Genomic DNA, 13,329 nt, shown 5'->3' with positions numbered 1-13,329 from the left:
GTCCATCCAGGAAGGAGGAGCGCAGGCTAGCGGGTTGTTATAAAGGAACTCAAGAGCGATGTTGCCTGTTCCGGCCCTTTCGCGGGTAAACCCGCTCCCACAGGGGTATCACCGCCCTCAGGTATTGCGCCGCACCTGTGGGAGCGGGTTTACCCGCGAAAAGGCCGGAGCAGGCTACCCAGCCACCATTAGCAAAGACTGCGGCAGCGGGCTCTGCGGATGCTGCGGCTCCTGCAGGCTCAGCAACCGGAACCCGGCCATGTCCAAGGCATTCAGCCAGCTGGCCAGGGTCCGGAAGTACCACGGCATGGGCTGCCAGTCCCCGGCAAACCCGGCAAACGACTCCTCGCGCCAGCCGTCCTGATAATCCCCGTCTGCCACGCTCCAAGGGTGCAAGGTCTGGATCACCAGCACGCCACCGGGCGCCAGCCGAGCTTTCATCGCCGCCAGCAAGGGGATGATGTCTTGTTGCAACAGAGCGAAATTGGCACAGATCAGCGTGTAGCCACGACCAATATCCACTTCATCCGCGGCGAGCTGCGCATAGCTGGCCTGGTGCACGGGCGTCGAGCCTGCGGCCCGCGCCGCCTCGACCAACACGACGTCGCCATCTACGCCAGTCACTTCGATGCCACGATCAGCCAGCGCCCGCAGCAACCAGCCTTCGCCGCAGCCCAGGTCCAGCACACGCTCAGGCTGGCGACCGAGGATCGCCAGCAGGATTGCCTGGTCGGTGACCTGCCGGCGGCTCTCGATGAGGCCGCCACGCACCGTATCTATCCACGACCGGGCATTGTGCTGCCAACTGTGCAGCAGGGCGTCTTCGGGGTTGGGCATGTCGCTGATCCTGAGCAGTGGCACTGCTCAAGCATAGGCGTTCACCGTCGCCTTGTGCGAGGGGGACCGAGCGGGCGCCTGGAGCGCCTCGCGCCCATAGAAGCCCAGGGCGGTGGCCCAGGTGGTCAGCCACACGAAGATGCCGGCCCAGAAGGTATGCGACATGTAGTGCCAGCCTTGCAGTACGCGGGTGGTGCCGTAGACGAAGCCGATCAGCAGGATGGCCACCAGCAGCTTGCGCGCATGCTGCCAGCGGTAACGCAGCGCCACGAAGTACAGCGCCAGCAGGGTGAAACCGCTGGACGCGTGGCCACCTGGCCAGCAACGGCCTTCACCGGCCTTGCTGAACCAGCTGAAGTGCTCGTACCACTCCACGCGCGCCTCTGGGCCACCGTAGAGGGTGGTTTCCACCGGGCAATACACACTGGTGTGGCTTTTCAGGTAGTGAATGACCGTGGTGCACAGGGCAAATGCCACCACCACGAACAGAAAGTCGCGGCGATGACGGTGGGTGAAACGCAGCACCGGGCTGATTCTGGCGGCATTCAGGCCACGGGTGATCAGAGCGTCGGGGTGGTTGGCCAGGCGCGGCCAGATGAACGACAGCAGCGAACCGATGATCGCCGCCTCACCGGTCCAGTTCGGCAGCACGCGCGGCCATTTGTGGGTCAGTTTTTCGAACAACTGGTCATGCAGCAGCGGAAATTGCCCGCTGACGGGATCGAGCAACAGGTTGCTGATCCAGCGGTCGAGTTCGGTGAGATCGAACAGCAGGAACGTGATCACCGCCAGCAGCAGCGGCAAAAGCAAATTGTTGACGTAGAACGCGGTGCGTGGAGAAACGGGCATGCTTACATCCCTGTGCTGCGGTTGAGTGTCTGCCATTGGTTGGCGTTGAGTTGCCCGAGCAAGTGGGCCTTGCCGTTGCTGTCTTTGCTGACGAACAGTGCGCTGGCATAGCCGGCAACCCGTTCGCCGCCGGCGACGCGCAGCTGCCGCTCGAGGTGGTCGATGCAGCCGCTGTGGGTGATCAGCACCAGGTTATGACCCTCGCGCTTGTGAGCCAGGGCAGCGTTGGCAAAGGTACTGTCACAGCGTGCCAGCCAGTCCTGGGTTTCGATGGCCTTGCCAAACACGGCTGATGCCGTCTGCTGGGTGCGCACCTCCGGGCTGCTGAGGATATCGGCGTCGGCCAGGCCCAGCTGGCTGATGCCCTCGCCAACGGCGGTCGCGGCCTGGTTGCCCTCCACGGTGATGCCGGCAGGGTCGCCAAGGCAGGCATGGTTGGAGCGGTCGCAGCGTTCGGCATGACGGATCAGGACAATCACCTGGCCGCTGTTCCAGGCGCTGTAAACGCCGTGCTCGCTCATCAGCTGCGCGCTGCCCAGGTTGCTGACATGCGCACGAAGCACATGCCAGAGGCCGAACGCCGTGAAGGCCAGCACCACGGCCAGCAGCCAGGCAGCAGGCAGCTTACGGCCTTTGAGGCGCACAAGGCGCGGGTGCGTCGCGATTACATTTTCCAGCATGCTGCCACTCCGGGGACAAGGCTGGCTGCACCTTATCCTCGGCTTTGTGGCCCGTTAGTGAAGCGGATGTGAAAATTGTCTTGGCCCACAAGCAGGCCCAAGCGGAGGATTTTTTCCGCAGGTTGCGGCAGCTTGTGATGCACAGGGTATGATTCGCGCCCGCAACTGGAGCCCGCCATGGCCAAAGACATCGAAAACCCCTGCGTCGCGCTTTGCCAGCTCAACAGCGAGTTGTGCGTGAGCTGCGGCCGCACCCGTGAAGAAATCCGCAAGTGGCGCGGCATGAAACGCCCGGAGAAGATGGCCACCGTGCAACGCGCGGCCACGCGGATGAAGGCCATCAGCAAGAAGAACGCCAAGCGCCAGGGCAACGACTGAAACCGCTGGACTGTGTAAGATGCAGGCTTCGCAACGTTCGTGAGCTTGCCGTATGGATACCCACTCGCTTCTTGCCTTCACCCTGGTCGCTGCAATCGCCATCGCCAGCCCGGGGCCTGCCACGCTGATGGCCATCAACAACAGCATCAACCATGGCCAGCGCAGTACGCTCTGGTCGTCGCTGGGCAATGGCACGGGGCTGTTCTGCCTGTCGGCGGCGGCCATGCTCGGGCTCGGCGCTTTGTTGGCCAGTTCCGAAATGCTGTTCAACGCGGTCAAGCTGATCGGTGCTGGCTACCTGTTCTACCTCGGTGCCCGGCAGTTGCTCAAGAAAGGCCCGATGCTGGTCGACCAGGCGGCCGCGAAGGTGAGCAAGCCGACCCCGCTGAAGTTGTACAAGTCGGCGTTCCTGACTGCTGTCACCAACCCCAAGGCAACCATGTTCTTCACCGCGCTGTTCCCGCAGTTCATCGACCAGGGCGCGGCGTTGCTGCCGCAGTTCCTGACCCTGACCGGGATCTTCGTGGCGTTGTCGCTGATCTCGCTGACGCTGTATGCGGCGCTGGCGTCGCGGGCCAAGGGTGTGCTCACCCGGCCGGCGCTGTCGCGCTGGGTGAGCCGGGTAGTCGGCACGACCTTCATCGGCTTTGGTACGGCGATTCTCACCATGCGCCGCCAGGCGGCTTCGGCGCCACTCTAGTCCCCGCGTGTCGCTATGTGCCGCCTACATCAAAGGCACGTATACATCCGTTTGCCACTGATCCAGCGGCGTCTGCGGGTAGACACTCAGGTAATGGAAAAACAGCGGATGGTCGCGCAGTTCTTCGTTGCTGCCGGGTAGCCAGTCGCGGTAAAGCGGGTAGAGGGTTTCGCCGATATGGTCAGGCGAGCCTGCATGGCGAATGACGGCACATCGCCCGGCAGGGATGACCCGCTCCTGCACGCCGAAGCTATTGGGCCTTACCGCTTCAGCTATTTCGCCACAGATTGCGAAGTGGAAATCGTCTCCGGGAACGGTGTCAGGGTTGTTGTATGGAATGCCAAAGGTGCGGCTCTGGGCTACCGGCGACTGACCGCTGTGCAGGCGCCATTGGCGAAAGTGTTCGACGCTTTCGCCAAGCAGGCCCGGTGCGCCATGGTGTTCGAGTGCCGCCACGCGGGTTTCGGCAAATTCCACGATACGTATTTGCATGCTGATGCTCCTGGACAAGTGAGGGACCACGAATACCGTACTCCAGGCCTGCCAGTTCGGGGCTTTGGCAAACATACTGGGCGCCCTGCCGAAAGCCCGCTTGAACGCCCTGGAAAACGCCTCGGGGCTTTCGAAACCCGCTGCGAATGCGACTTCCAGCACAGGTGTTGCAGGCGAGGCGACCAGTTGATGTGCCGCGCGCCGAAGCCGAATCAGCTGTACATACCGCGAAACGGGAATGCCGATGTACGCGGAGAACTGCCGATGGAAGTGATACGCCGAGAAGTTGGCGATCCGGCTCAAGGCGTTCACCGACAAGTCGCCTTCGAGATGGCTGTCGATGTAGGCAAGCACGGCTTCGAACCGTCTGGCGTAGGCAGGGCTGGGCTGTATGTCAGTCAACGTACGGAGTCTCTGGAAGTGCGGTGAGCACTAGCATCTGCCGATCAGCCCTGGTCGTGCCTAGCCGTGATTGCTCTATCGCCTGGGTTCAGGCTTGCAGGGCGGCTGTATCGGTGCCGGCAGCGGCAGGTGCCTCGGCATCCAGCTTCAGCCGGTCGGCCTTGCTGATGTACTTCGGTTTGTTGCTCTTGGGCGCCAGTTTGGCATTGGCCTTTTTCTGATGGGCCTTGAGCAGCTGTTTGAGTTTTTTCTGGCGGTTCATCGGGCATCTCTGATGTGCAGCGTAGGTCGGGCATTGTACCTCGGGAACTTCATGCCGGGGGCCCGGTCTGTAGCCTCTCGCCGAATTCACCTGATGCTTCTCTGAGTACCTGCTCCCATGCCAAGCCAGCGCCTGCTGCCCGCCCTGTTCCTGTTGTTCAGCACCGTGGCCTGCCAAGGCGTGCAGGCGGGTTCATACTCGGCACCGGCGCGTAGCAACAAAGCCTCGACCCAGTTGATCGAGGCCGCCTCGCGCCAGTATGAGGAAGGCAAGCTGGACCAGGCCGCCGCCACGCTGGAACGTGCCCTGCAGATCCAGCCGGGCAACCCTGCCACGCTGCACTACCTGGGCGTGCTGCGCCTTGAACAGGGGCAATACGACCAGGCCGAAGTGCTGGCGGTGCGTTCCAACCAGCGGGTCGGCGGCAATACCGCCCTGCGCAATCGCAACTACCAGCTGATCCTGGCCGCGCAGAAGGCTCGCCAGTCGGCAGCGGTGGCGGTCGCCGGCAAGGCGCGCTGAGCCTGAGCTGAAAAGCGAGTGCCGCCCTCAAGGCGGCACTCTCGGTGTTGCGCGGGACTCAGAGCGCCGGCGGCACCCATTCGAAAGTGGGCGCACCATGGTGCCCGTCGGGGTCGTTGGCAATCGGCGTGGCGACCATCTGCAGGGCGGTGCCGGTCATGTCGTGCATGCTGTTGAGGATGGCCGTGTACATGGCGCCGGAGGCCCCATTGAGCGCTTCGGCGATCTGGTACAGCATCAGTGAGTAAAGGCGATTGAACTGCTCGTTGAGTGCCGCCATTTCCGGGTCGCCCAGATAGTCCGTCGCTTTTGGGTTGGCCTTGATCGGGTACACCTCAACGTAGTCCACCTCGAATGCCGCGCCCGTGGGGGGCTGTCGTGGGTCGTCCCCGGGTCGGTAGTGGCGGGCGAACTGGATTTCGCGAAAGCGGAAGAAATGTGCGACTTCCTCGGGCTGACTGAAGTAGCTGTCATCGTCATACACCGCACCGCGAGTGCCTTCGCCCTGGGTGACGATCACCTCGATCGCTTCCCGAGCCAATGCCAGGCTGGTGATCACGATCGGCTTGCCGCCGCCGCCCCAATAGTAGTTCAGCCCCAGCTGGTGCTGTGGATTGCCGCTGAAAACGGCCCGTTCGCCGTAGACTTCGCACAGGGCTGCCAGCTTGTGGGCCAGGGCATCATAGAACTCACCGATGGTATAGCCTGGCACGTCGATTTCCTGCATAGCCTGCAGTTGCGGTGGCTGGCCCCAGCCTTCGGGCAGTTCGATCTCGGTGAAGACCTCGATGCTGGCTGCACTGAACGGGGCGAGGTTGGCCTCGAATTCACGTTCTCTGAACTGCTTGCCCTGGAACTTCAGGGTCAATGGGAACGATGGCACGTTCTGTTCGCTGAACTGCACGCGGCCACCGATGGCCGAAAGCAGGTTGCCGGCGAGCAACAGATGCAGCATTTCTTCCATCATCACGCTGCGTATCAGGTTTGCTGCAACCCGGTTCTTGCCGGGCTTGATGCTGATCAGTGCCGTCATGTAGAGGGGGATGGTCGACAGTTCGATGCCCATGGCCGTGTGCAGCCATTGGCTCAGCTCGCTCTTTTCTTGTTCCAGCGTCTTCATGGGTGACCTCCATTGTCAGGGCTTGCGCGCCGCCGCGGCCAGGTGCTCGCCCAGCCGCAGCGCAAGGGCGGTCAGGGTCAGCGTCGGGTTGACCGCGCCGGTGTTGGGGAACGCAGCGTTGGAGCAGACGTACAGGTTGTCGACGCCGAACAGCTTGAGGTGCTTATCGATCACCCCGTCTTGCGCATTGTCCGCCATGCGACAGGTGCAGGCTGAGTGGTCGGCTCGCCAGGAGATCGATGGCGGGCCGGCTGGCGTGGCCCCCATGCCTTCGAAGATCTTGGCGATGTGGTCGCCAATCTCCTGGATGCGGGTGTTGAAGTCCGGCGACTGGGAGTAGTCGACGATGGTTTCCGGCAGGCCGATACGGTTGCGGATGTCGAGGTTGGTCACGCGATTGTGGTATTCGCTGGGGATCTCGAGCATGCCGTGGATCTGCACTTGCGCAGGCCCGCGCACTGCAGCATCGATGTCGGCGCGGAGCATGCCGCTCTGCATCATCTGCGCGATGCTCAGGGTCTTGCCGTTGACAAGGCTGGTGTACGTGCTGGGCGGGTTGATCAGGATGAACTTGCCCTTGGCCTGCTCCTGCGGGCTGTCGAAGTAGCGGCTGCACAGCGTCGGGAAGTCCATTTCCGGCTGCAGGCGCTGCGGGTTGTCGTCTACCGTGGCAGTGAAGATGAAGTAGGGGTGGGTGATGAAGTAGCGGCCAACCAGGTCGTGGTCATTGCCGACCCCGTTGGGCCAGTAAGCCGAGCGCGAGCGCAGCAGCAACTTGGGCGATTCGATGGCACCGCCGGCAACGATGACCGTGGAGGCATCGATGGTCAGCCGTTGGCCGCTCATCTTGTCCAGACAGGCAACGCCGCTGGCGCGCTGCTTCGAGGCCATCAGGACCTCTTCGACAACGCAGTTGTCGAGCACCCGCAGGTTGGGGAAGTTGCCCCAGTCGAGCATGTCGTTCAGGTAGTTAGGGGCGGCATAGCGCGCGCCAAACGGGCAGTACTTGCACGTGCCAGTGGTCTTGCAGGGGGCATGGCGCGAAGTGGTGTCGGTACTGCCGTGGCGCGCGATCGGCACGTGAGCGGTGCTCATCCCCAGGGCCGTCATCGCCTGGTGGGCAGGCTGGTCTTCGAGGGTGTAGGGAAAGGCGGGGAAAGGGTAGTCCGCCGAGCGAGGCGGGTCTTGGTCGCTGGAGTCGCCGGACACCCCGATGTAGCACTCGGCCTGGTGGTAGTAAGGTTCCAGTTCGGCGTAGTCCAGTGGCCAGTCGGCGCCCTGGCCAGTATTGCTTTTCAGCCTGAAGTCTTCGGCCTTGAGGCGAAACGACCAGCCGCCCCAGTGGATGGTCGAGCCGCCGTAGGTCATCACTCTGGCACCGGCCAGCGGCACCACCGTCGCCCCGACATTGCGGTTTTCGCCGGGGGCATCGCGCTCCGGATAAGCGAGATCGTTGTACTTGTAGTAAGGCAGTTTCGCGTAGGCGTTGCCCGAGACCATGAAGTCGTCCCACAGCGCCTGGTCCTGCATCTTGACCCGGGTACCGGCTTCGATGATCAGGATGTCGCGCTGCGGGTCATCCTGGAGCAGGCGGCTGGCCAGCGCGGCGGCGGCAACCCCCGACCCTATGATCAGTACGTCCGTGTTCATCGTGGCGACTCCTGGGTGGTTCTGTAGGGCGCGGGTTCACCGGGGATGAATGCGCCGGCAATGTAGCTGAGGTAATTCACTGCACCGGTGAAGGCCTTGAAGCCCCCTTGCGAGACCTGGAAGGCGATGAACTCGTTGGAGACCTTTTGCCTGGCCAAGGCCAGTGGTGTTTCCGGCGGGCTCTGGTTGGCGGCGGGGTCGGTGAACAGGGTCTTGTAGGCTTGCGCCTTGCCCACTTCGGCGATCAGCGCGTCCAGGGTGTGTTTGGCCTGGGTGTAGATGCTGCGGTACTCAGGATGCAACCGGATGCGGTTGTCCATGAACACGAACAACCTGGACTTGTACTGCTGCGGGGCTGGCAGGTTGCCCCAGAAAGTCGATATCTGCTCGAAGACTTCGTACATCGCCTCGTAAACCTCGGTGGCCATGGGCTCGGCGCCAAGGTTGGCCGGATGGTTGACCTGTTGCTGGTACATGTGCGGATTCTCCCTGACATCATGCGAACGAACGCGCCGCAGTGCACGGCCGGCAAATGCCCGTGCACACGGAAACCGCGCCAGCGGGCGAGGGGCGTCAGCCCCCAGGCCAGGTGACGTGCGTACTATTGACGGCGTGGCTAGATCATCAGCGTGACCGGGCGGTCACGTAGGCTTCTGCTGAAGGTTGCCGGCAAGGGACACGCTCAGCGTGTAGTCGTAGCGGTTCTCGCCACTCCCTTGCGGGCTGCCGATTTCACAGTTGAGTCCAGCAGCTTGAGCCACAACGATGTAAGGCTCCCAGGTGCCAGGCTGCGACCCGGAGTTGATCACGCAGTTGATGTCGGGGTTGTCCGTCAGGTACAGGGTGAAGAAGACATTGCCATCACTGTCCCACAGGCCGGTGGTGACAGGGCCGGCAGTGGCGGGGGTGAAGATACTGATCTGGCCACCGTAGCTGGCGCCGCCATTGTCGCTGGCGAACGAGACACCCAGGTCGAGGCTGCTGGAGATGCTGAAATTGCACGTGAGGCTGGAGCTGGCGGGCATGATTCTCTCCTTGTAATCATCAGACGCTAAGGCCCTACATTATTCGTGGGCAAATGCAGTGTAGTAGCCATTTGCCAAATGCCAATGGCCAGCCATCTGCCCGCTTTGCCGCCCGGGAGCAGCGCCTCAGGTTGGGTGCAGCTTACTGGCCAGTCACTGCTCTATTGATGAATAACATTCCATTTTCATGTGATCATTTGCCAATAATTGTTTTTTGGGAATGAATAAACTGGGAGGCCACTAACAGGAGCTTCCCAATGTCCGCTTACGAATCAACCGCACAGGTTGCTTCCACTTCCAGAAACGCAGGAATCAGCATCGCGATCCTGGCCGTTTCTGCGTTTCTCATCGTCACCACTGAATTCCTCATCGTAGGGCTGCTTCCGGCGCTGGCCAGGGACCTGAACATTTCGATTGCGGTGGCCGGGCAACTGGTGACGCTGTTTGCCTTTACCGTGATGGTTTTCGGTCCGCCGCTGACGGCGGCGCTGTCGCACCTTGAGCGAAAGAAGCTGTTCATCGGCATCTTGCTGCTGTTCGCCGTGGCCAATGCCGTTGCCGCCGCTTCGAGCAACGTCTGGCTGCTTGCCGTGGCCCGCGTGGTGCCTGCCCTGGCGTTGCCGGTATTCTGGGGCACGGCCAGCGAGACCGCCGGGCAACTGGCCGGGCCGCAGCGGGCGGGGCGGGCTATCTCAAGGGTGTATCTGGGGATTTCGGCGGCCATGCTGCTGGGCATTCCGCTGGGTACAGTGGCGGCCAATGCGATCGGCTGGCGAGGGGCTTTCTGGCTGCTCGCCGGGCTGTCGTTGCTCATGGCTGTGGCCATGTCGGTCTGCATGCCGCGCGTGGCGCGCACGGCCAAGGTGGATTTCCTCAAGCAGGCACGGATTTTCAGGGAACCGCGTTTCCTGGCCAACGTACTGCTTTCGGTGGTGGTGTTCAGTGCCATGTTCATCGCCTACACCTACCTGGCCGACATCCTCGAGCGTGTCGCCAACGTGGCCCCGGCCGATGTCGGCTGGTGGATGATGGGCTTTGGCGCGATTGGCCTGCTGGGTAACTGGCTTGGCGGCAGGGCCGTCGACCAGTCGCCGATCAAAGCCACCATCGGCTTTCTCGTGCTGCTTGCGCTGGGCATGGCCGCGGCCGTTCCGCTGGCTCAAGACGGCTGGCTGTTCTGTGTTGCGCTTGGGCTGTGGGGCATCGCCAATACAGCGCTTTACCCGGTCAGCCAGGTGCGGGTCATGCATTCGGTCAGCCACGCACAGGCGCTGGCGGGCACCAGCAATGTCTCGGCGGCCAATGCCGGCATTGGAGTGGGTGCGATCGTCGGCGGCATGACCGTGTCGAACCTCGGCGTCGGCTACCTCGGCTATGTGGCTGCTGCTGTTGCGCTGTTCGCAACGCTGCTGGCGCTGGTCATTCGCCACCTTGAGCGCTAGGGCAGGGCGGTCAGCTGCCACCAGGCCGGCTGCCATGGGGTGTCAGCCGTGGCAGCAAATAGTCCAGCAGGGCGCGGACCTTGGGCTGGTTCTCGCGGCTTTTCAGCCAGACAAGGTTCATGGGCAGGCCATCCGTTGCCAGTTCAGGCAACACCTCGACCAGCGTGCCCTGATCGACGTGCCGCTGGGTCAGCCAGGTGGGTAGCTGACCGATGCCATGCCCGGCGAGCACCGCGGCCACTTCGCCTTCGCCATCACCCACGGCGATGCGTGCTTGCGGCGTTCGCCGCTCCATCTCTCCCGGCTGCCGGCCTTTGAAGAACCACGGGCTGACCTGGCCGTCGCCGTGACCATAGCCGACGCAGTGATGCTGGTCGAGATCAGCTTCGCTTTGCGGGGCACCGTGCTGGGCAAGGTAGTCGGGTGAGGCGCAGAAGATCAGGCGCTGGGCGCCGAAATACTGATGGCCAAGGCTGGCTGGCCAGGCATCCGCGCCGCCGATGCGCACGACGATGTCGATGCCTTCGTGCTGCGGGTCGATAAAGCGGTCGGTAAACGAGATGTGCGGTCGCAGCAACGGATGCTGGTGGATGAACTCCAGGATCAGCGGCAGCACATGCAACCTGCCATACGAGGCTGGCAAGTCTATCCGCACCTTGCCGTGAGGCTCGTCGCCCTCGGCGCTGAGCGCATGCTCCACCTGTTCCAGGTCGGCCAGTACCGACGTACAGGTGCGGTAGAACGTGATACCCGCCTCGGTCAGCGCCAAGGTGCGGGTGGTACGGTTGAACAGCCGTACCCCAAGGCGCTGCTCCAGGCGCGCGACACTCTTGCTCACAGCCGACCCCGTGAGGTTAAGCCGTTCAGCCGCGGCAGTGAAACTGCCCAGGTCAGCGACCGCGACAAAGACGTCGAGGCCCTTCAGCCGTTCAGATGAAAACACTCACGCCTCCCGTTGAGCGCCATGGAACAGGAATTGCTGGTAACACTGTAAAGCTGACCAGGCGGGGGATACGCCCATGCTCGTGGAAGACCACTGCTTCATGTTCCTCGTGGTGATGATCGTGCTGGCCGTGGATGCGGTGGCGCTCACCCTTTATTGGCGCAGCAAACCCTGACCCCAGCCTCGGGGGCAGGATACCCCCTGGTCGGGGCCTTTGCGATGAATGATCGACTGGCAGCGCTTCCAAACCTGCGATGACGGCGGTAGCCTCGGTAGACCTTCGCCGATAGAAATTCCATTCCCATGGCTGCTGGTTTTCCCGGGTTGCCGTCACTCAATGCGCTGCGTGTGTTCGAAGTGGTGGCGCGTCAGTTGAACTTCCGCCTCGCCGCCGAGGAGCTGGGCGTCACCCAGGCGGCGGTCGCCCAGCAGGTGCGCGGGCTGGAAGCCAGCCTGCAGGTACGCCTGTTCGAGCGCCTGCCACGGGGCGTCAGGCTGACCGACGCCGGGCGTGGCTATGCCGCGAGTATCCGCAGCGCCTTGGGCATGATCGACGAAGCCACCCGGCTGCTGCGCCCGGCGCCTTCCCAGCTCACGGTCAGCGTGACGCCGACTTTTGCTTCGAAGTGGCTGATTCCAAGGCTCGGCCATTTCGCCGAGGCCTACCCCGACATCGACCTGCGTCTGCTGGCCAGCGAACGCCTTGCACACTTCCATACCGATGGCGTCGACATCGCCGTGCGCTACGGTCAGCCGCCGTTCGCTGGCGGGCTGAACGCAGAGCTGCTGATGGAGCAGCGCATCGTCGCGGTGGCGAGCCCGGCACTGGTGGCTGAAATGGGCAGGCCAGACAGCTTTGCCGCGTTGCAGCGATACGTCGCCTTGCACGATGGGCACAACTTCTGGCCGCAATTCACCGCCGCGTTGTTCCCTGCGCATCCGAAGCCGACGGCCAAGAGTGTGCGCTTCAACCAGACATCGCTGGCCATCGATGCTGCCATCGGCGGGCAGGGTATCGCCCTCGCCAGCCATGCATTCGTCACGGACGACATCGCTGCGGGCAGGCTGGAGCAGGTGTTTGCCCAGCAGCTGCGGCTGGACAAGGCCTTCTACCTGGTCTGGCCACGCAGGGCGCAGGAGGCGCCAGCGCTGGGCTTTGTCAGGGCGTGGCTGAAAAGGCAGGTAGGCGATAGTTAATCTACTGCATGCGCAAACCTTGACTGCCTCCCTCTGCCAGTGGGTCGCTGCTAGTGTGATGGAACTCGCACCTGCGCAGTTCCATTACCCGAGGAGGCAACATGTCTGTAGAAAAAGTGGCAATCATCACCGCCGGTGGCAGCGGCATGGGCGCAGCAGCGGCACGTCGTTTGGCCGCTGACGGGTTCAAGGTGGGCATCCTGTCCTCATCGGGCAAGGGCGAGGCGCTGGCCGCCGAGCTTGGCGGCATTGGCGTCACTGGCAGCAACCAGTCGGTCGAGGACCTGCAGCGCCTTGTAGAGGCCGTGGTCGAGCAATGGGGGCGCATCGACGTGCTGGTCAACAGCGCCGGCCACGGCCCCCGTGCACCCATCCTGGAAATCAGCGACGAGGACTGGCACAAGGGCATGGACACCTACCTGCTCAATGTCATCCGCCCGACGCGGCTGGTGACGCCTCACATGCAAAAACAGCAGGGCGGGGTCATCATCAACATCTCTACCGCCTGGGCGTTCGAGCCGGTTGAGTTGTTTCCCACATCGGCGGTGTTCCGTTCAGGCCTGGCCGCCTTCACCAAGATCTTCGCCGACAATTTTGCCGGGGATAATGTGCGCATGAACAACGTCCTCCCCGGCTGGATCGACAGCCTGCCGGCCACCGAGCAGCGCCGCGACAGCGTACCGCTCAAGCGCTACGGTACCAGCGAAGAGATCGCCGCCACCATCGCCTTCCTCGCCAGCGACGGTGCTGCCTATATCACCGGGCAGAACATCAGGGTTGATGGGGGCGTGACGCGGAGCGTCTGAGCAAGTCGTTTGAGGGGAGGCCGG

General features: G+C 63.0%; 16 protein-coding genes. 6 read left to right on the top strand and 10 right to left on the bottom strand.

Annotated features, from left to right (window positions below):
• Positions 1-174: 174 nt before the first annotated feature.
• From ACQKPS_RS18995 to ACQKPS_RS18985, 3 genes are read right to left on the bottom strand one after another with little or no spacing between them, the layout of a single operon-like run.
• Positions 175-837, bottom strand: a complete 663-nt coding sequence (locus ACQKPS_RS18995; protein WP_427605332.1) for a class I SAM-dependent methyltransferase — start codon at positions 835-837, stop codon at positions 175-177.
• Between the two features lie 27 nt (positions 838-864).
• Entirely contained in the window at positions 865-1,686 is an 822-nt protein-coding gene (locus tag ACQKPS_RS18990; protein WP_254480112.1) for a phosphatase PAP2 family protein, read from the bottom strand.
• Between the two features lie 2 nt (positions 1,687-1,688).
• Positions 1,689-2,366, bottom strand: coding sequence for a histidine phosphatase family protein (locus ACQKPS_RS18985; protein ID WP_427605331.1), 678 nt, complete (start codon positions 2,364-2,366; stop codon positions 1,689-1,691).
• A 177-nt stretch (positions 2,367-2,543) separates the two neighbouring features.
• Here ACQKPS_RS18985 and ACQKPS_RS18980 point away from each other — a divergent pair, with 177 nt between their 5' ends.
• The gene (locus ACQKPS_RS18980; RefSeq protein WP_054887672.1) at positions 2,544-2,744 is read left to right on the top strand and encodes a DUF1289 domain-containing protein; all 201 of its coding nucleotides are present in this window, start codon (positions 2,544-2,546) and stop codon (positions 2,742-2,744) included.
• Positions 2,745-2,796: 52 nt separating this feature from the next.
• The gene (locus ACQKPS_RS18975; RefSeq protein WP_313202972.1) at positions 2,797-3,444 is read left to right on the top strand and encodes a LysE family translocator; all 648 of its coding nucleotides are present in this window, start codon (positions 2,797-2,799) and stop codon (positions 3,442-3,444) included.
• A gap of 24 nt (positions 3,445-3,468) precedes the next feature.
• On the opposite strand, the gene ACQKPS_RS18970 is transcribed toward ACQKPS_RS18975, so the two are convergent.
• Both ACQKPS_RS18970 and ACQKPS_RS18965 read right to left on the bottom strand, forming a co-directional pair.
• Positions 3,469-4,338: an AraC family transcriptional regulator gene (locus ACQKPS_RS18970; RefSeq protein WP_427605330.1), complete on the bottom strand. Its 870-nt coding sequence runs from the start codon at positions 4,336-4,338 to the stop codon at positions 3,469-3,471.
• A gap of 88 nt (positions 4,339-4,426) precedes the next feature.
• A complete protein-coding gene (locus ACQKPS_RS18965) occupies positions 4,427-4,600 on the bottom strand; it encodes a DUF2986 domain-containing protein (protein ID WP_254480108.1) in 174 nt (57 codons plus the stop codon).
• Between the two features lie 117 nt (positions 4,601-4,717).
• Between ACQKPS_RS18965 and ACQKPS_RS18960 the strand changes: the two genes are divergently transcribed.
• A complete protein-coding gene (locus ACQKPS_RS18960) occupies positions 4,718-5,122 on the top strand; it encodes a tetratricopeptide repeat protein (RefSeq protein WP_368044904.1) in 405 nt (134 codons plus the stop codon).
• A 58-nt stretch (positions 5,123-5,180) separates the two neighbouring features.
• Here ACQKPS_RS18960 and ACQKPS_RS18955 read toward each other — a convergent pair whose 3' ends face one another.
• The 4 genes from ACQKPS_RS18955 to ACQKPS_RS18940 form a co-directional block, all read right to left on the bottom strand.
• Positions 5,181-6,242 carry a ferritin-like domain-containing protein gene (locus tag ACQKPS_RS18955; protein ID WP_427605329.1) on the bottom strand — a complete coding sequence of 354 codons (1,062 nt, stop codon included), beginning with the start codon at positions 6,240-6,242 and terminating at the stop codon, positions 5,181-5,183.
• 15 nt (positions 6,243-6,257) lie between these two features.
• Complete coding sequence (locus ACQKPS_RS18950; RefSeq protein ID WP_254480106.1) at positions 6,258-7,892, bottom strand: GMC oxidoreductase; 1,635 nt, start codon at positions 7,890-7,892, stop codon at positions 6,258-6,260.
• Entirely contained in the window at positions 7,889-8,368 is a 480-nt protein-coding gene (locus tag ACQKPS_RS18945) for a hypothetical protein (RefSeq protein ID WP_254480105.1), read from the bottom strand. The genes ACQKPS_RS18950 and ACQKPS_RS18945 overlap by 4 nt, the downstream gene beginning before the upstream one ends.
• A 165-nt stretch (positions 8,369-8,533) precedes the next feature.
• The gene (locus ACQKPS_RS18940) at positions 8,534-8,917 is read right to left on the bottom strand and encodes a hypothetical protein (protein ID WP_254480104.1); all 384 of its coding nucleotides are present in this window, start codon (positions 8,915-8,917) and stop codon (positions 8,534-8,536) included.
• Positions 8,918-9,174: 257 nt separating this feature from the next.
• Here ACQKPS_RS18940 and ACQKPS_RS18935 point away from each other — a divergent pair, with 257 nt between their 5' ends.
• Entirely contained in the window at positions 9,175-10,359 is a 1,185-nt protein-coding gene (locus ACQKPS_RS18935) for an MFS transporter (protein WP_254480103.1), read from the top strand.
• A gap of 10 nt (positions 10,360-10,369) precedes the next feature.
• On the opposite strand, the gene ACQKPS_RS18930 is transcribed toward ACQKPS_RS18935, so the two are convergent.
• Positions 10,370-11,302 (bottom strand): LysR family transcriptional regulator, encoded by a 933-nt coding sequence (locus tag ACQKPS_RS18930; RefSeq protein ID WP_427605328.1) that lies wholly within the window; start codon positions 11,300-11,302, stop codon positions 10,370-10,372.
• Positions 11,303-11,605: 303 nt separating this feature from the next.
• On the opposite strand from ACQKPS_RS18930, the gene ACQKPS_RS18925 reads away from it, so the two are divergent.
• On the top strand, positions 11,606-12,499 hold the full coding sequence (locus tag ACQKPS_RS18925; protein WP_427605327.1) for a LysR substrate-binding domain-containing protein: 894 nt from the start codon (positions 11,606-11,608) through the stop codon (positions 12,497-12,499).
• Positions 12,500-12,600: 101 nt separating this feature from the next.
• Entirely contained in the window at positions 12,601-13,305 is a 705-nt protein-coding gene (locus ACQKPS_RS18920) for an SDR family oxidoreductase (RefSeq protein WP_427605326.1), read from the top strand.
• The last annotated feature ends 24 nt before the right edge of the window (positions 13,306-13,329 follow it).

Source organism: Pseudomonas sp. NPDC086566 (genome assembly GCF_050280885.1).
GTDB lineage: Bacteria > Pseudomonadota > Gammaproteobacteria > Pseudomonadales > Pseudomonadaceae > Aquipseudomonas > Aquipseudomonas vlassakiae.
The sequence above is the reverse complement of the archived record's forward strand: the minus strand, read 5'-3'. Positions and strand labels throughout refer to the sequence as shown.

Excerpts from the sequence above, each read along its gene's own strand:
- ACQKPS_RS18990 (WP_254480112.1), bottom strand. The coding sequence starts at position 1,686 with ATGCCCGTTTCTCCACGCACCGCGTTCTACGTCAACAATTTGCTTTTG.
- ACQKPS_RS18995 (WP_427605332.1), bottom strand. The coding sequence starts at position 837 with ATGCCCAACCCCGAAGACGCCCTGCTGCACAGTTGGCAGCACAATGCC.
- ACQKPS_RS18985 (WP_427605331.1), bottom strand. The coding sequence starts at position 2,366 with ATGCTGGAAAATGTAATCGCGACGCACCCGCGCCTTGTGCGCCTCAAA.
- ACQKPS_RS18935 (WP_254480103.1), top strand. The coding sequence starts at position 9,175 with ATGTCCGCTTACGAATCAACCGCACAGGTTGCTTCCACTTCCAGAAAC.
- ACQKPS_RS18975 (WP_313202972.1), top strand. The coding sequence starts at position 2,797 with ATGGATACCCACTCGCTTCTTGCCTTCACCCTGGTCGCTGCAATCGCC.
- ACQKPS_RS18960 (WP_368044904.1), top strand. The coding sequence starts at position 4,718 with ATGCCAAGCCAGCGCCTGCTGCCCGCCCTGTTCCTGTTGTTCAGCACC.
- ACQKPS_RS18980 (WP_054887672.1), top strand. The coding sequence starts at position 2,544 with ATGGCCAAAGACATCGAAAACCCCTGCGTCGCGCTTTGCCAGCTCAAC.
- ACQKPS_RS18925 (WP_427605327.1), top strand. The coding sequence starts at position 11,606 with ATGGCTGCTGGTTTTCCCGGGTTGCCGTCACTCAATGCGCTGCGTGTG.
- ACQKPS_RS18950 (WP_254480106.1), bottom strand. The coding sequence starts at position 7,892 with ATGAACACGGACGTACTGATCATAGGGTCGGGGGTTGCCGCCGCCGCG.
- ACQKPS_RS18955 (WP_427605329.1), bottom strand. The coding sequence starts at position 6,242 with ATGAAGACGCTGGAACAAGAAAAGAGCGAGCTGAGCCAATGGCTGCAC.
- ACQKPS_RS18940 (WP_254480104.1), bottom strand. The coding sequence starts at position 8,917 with ATGCCCGCCAGCTCCAGCCTCACGTGCAATTTCAGCATCTCCAGCAGC.
- ACQKPS_RS18920 (WP_427605326.1), top strand. The coding sequence starts at position 12,601 with ATGTCTGTAGAAAAAGTGGCAATCATCACCGCCGGTGGCAGCGGCATG.
- ACQKPS_RS18965 (WP_254480108.1), bottom strand. The coding sequence starts at position 4,600 with ATGAACCGCCAGAAAAAACTCAAACAGCTGCTCAAGGCCCATCAGAAA.
- ACQKPS_RS18945 (WP_254480105.1), bottom strand. The coding sequence starts at position 8,368 with ATGTACCAGCAACAGGTCAACCATCCGGCCAACCTTGGCGCCGAGCCC.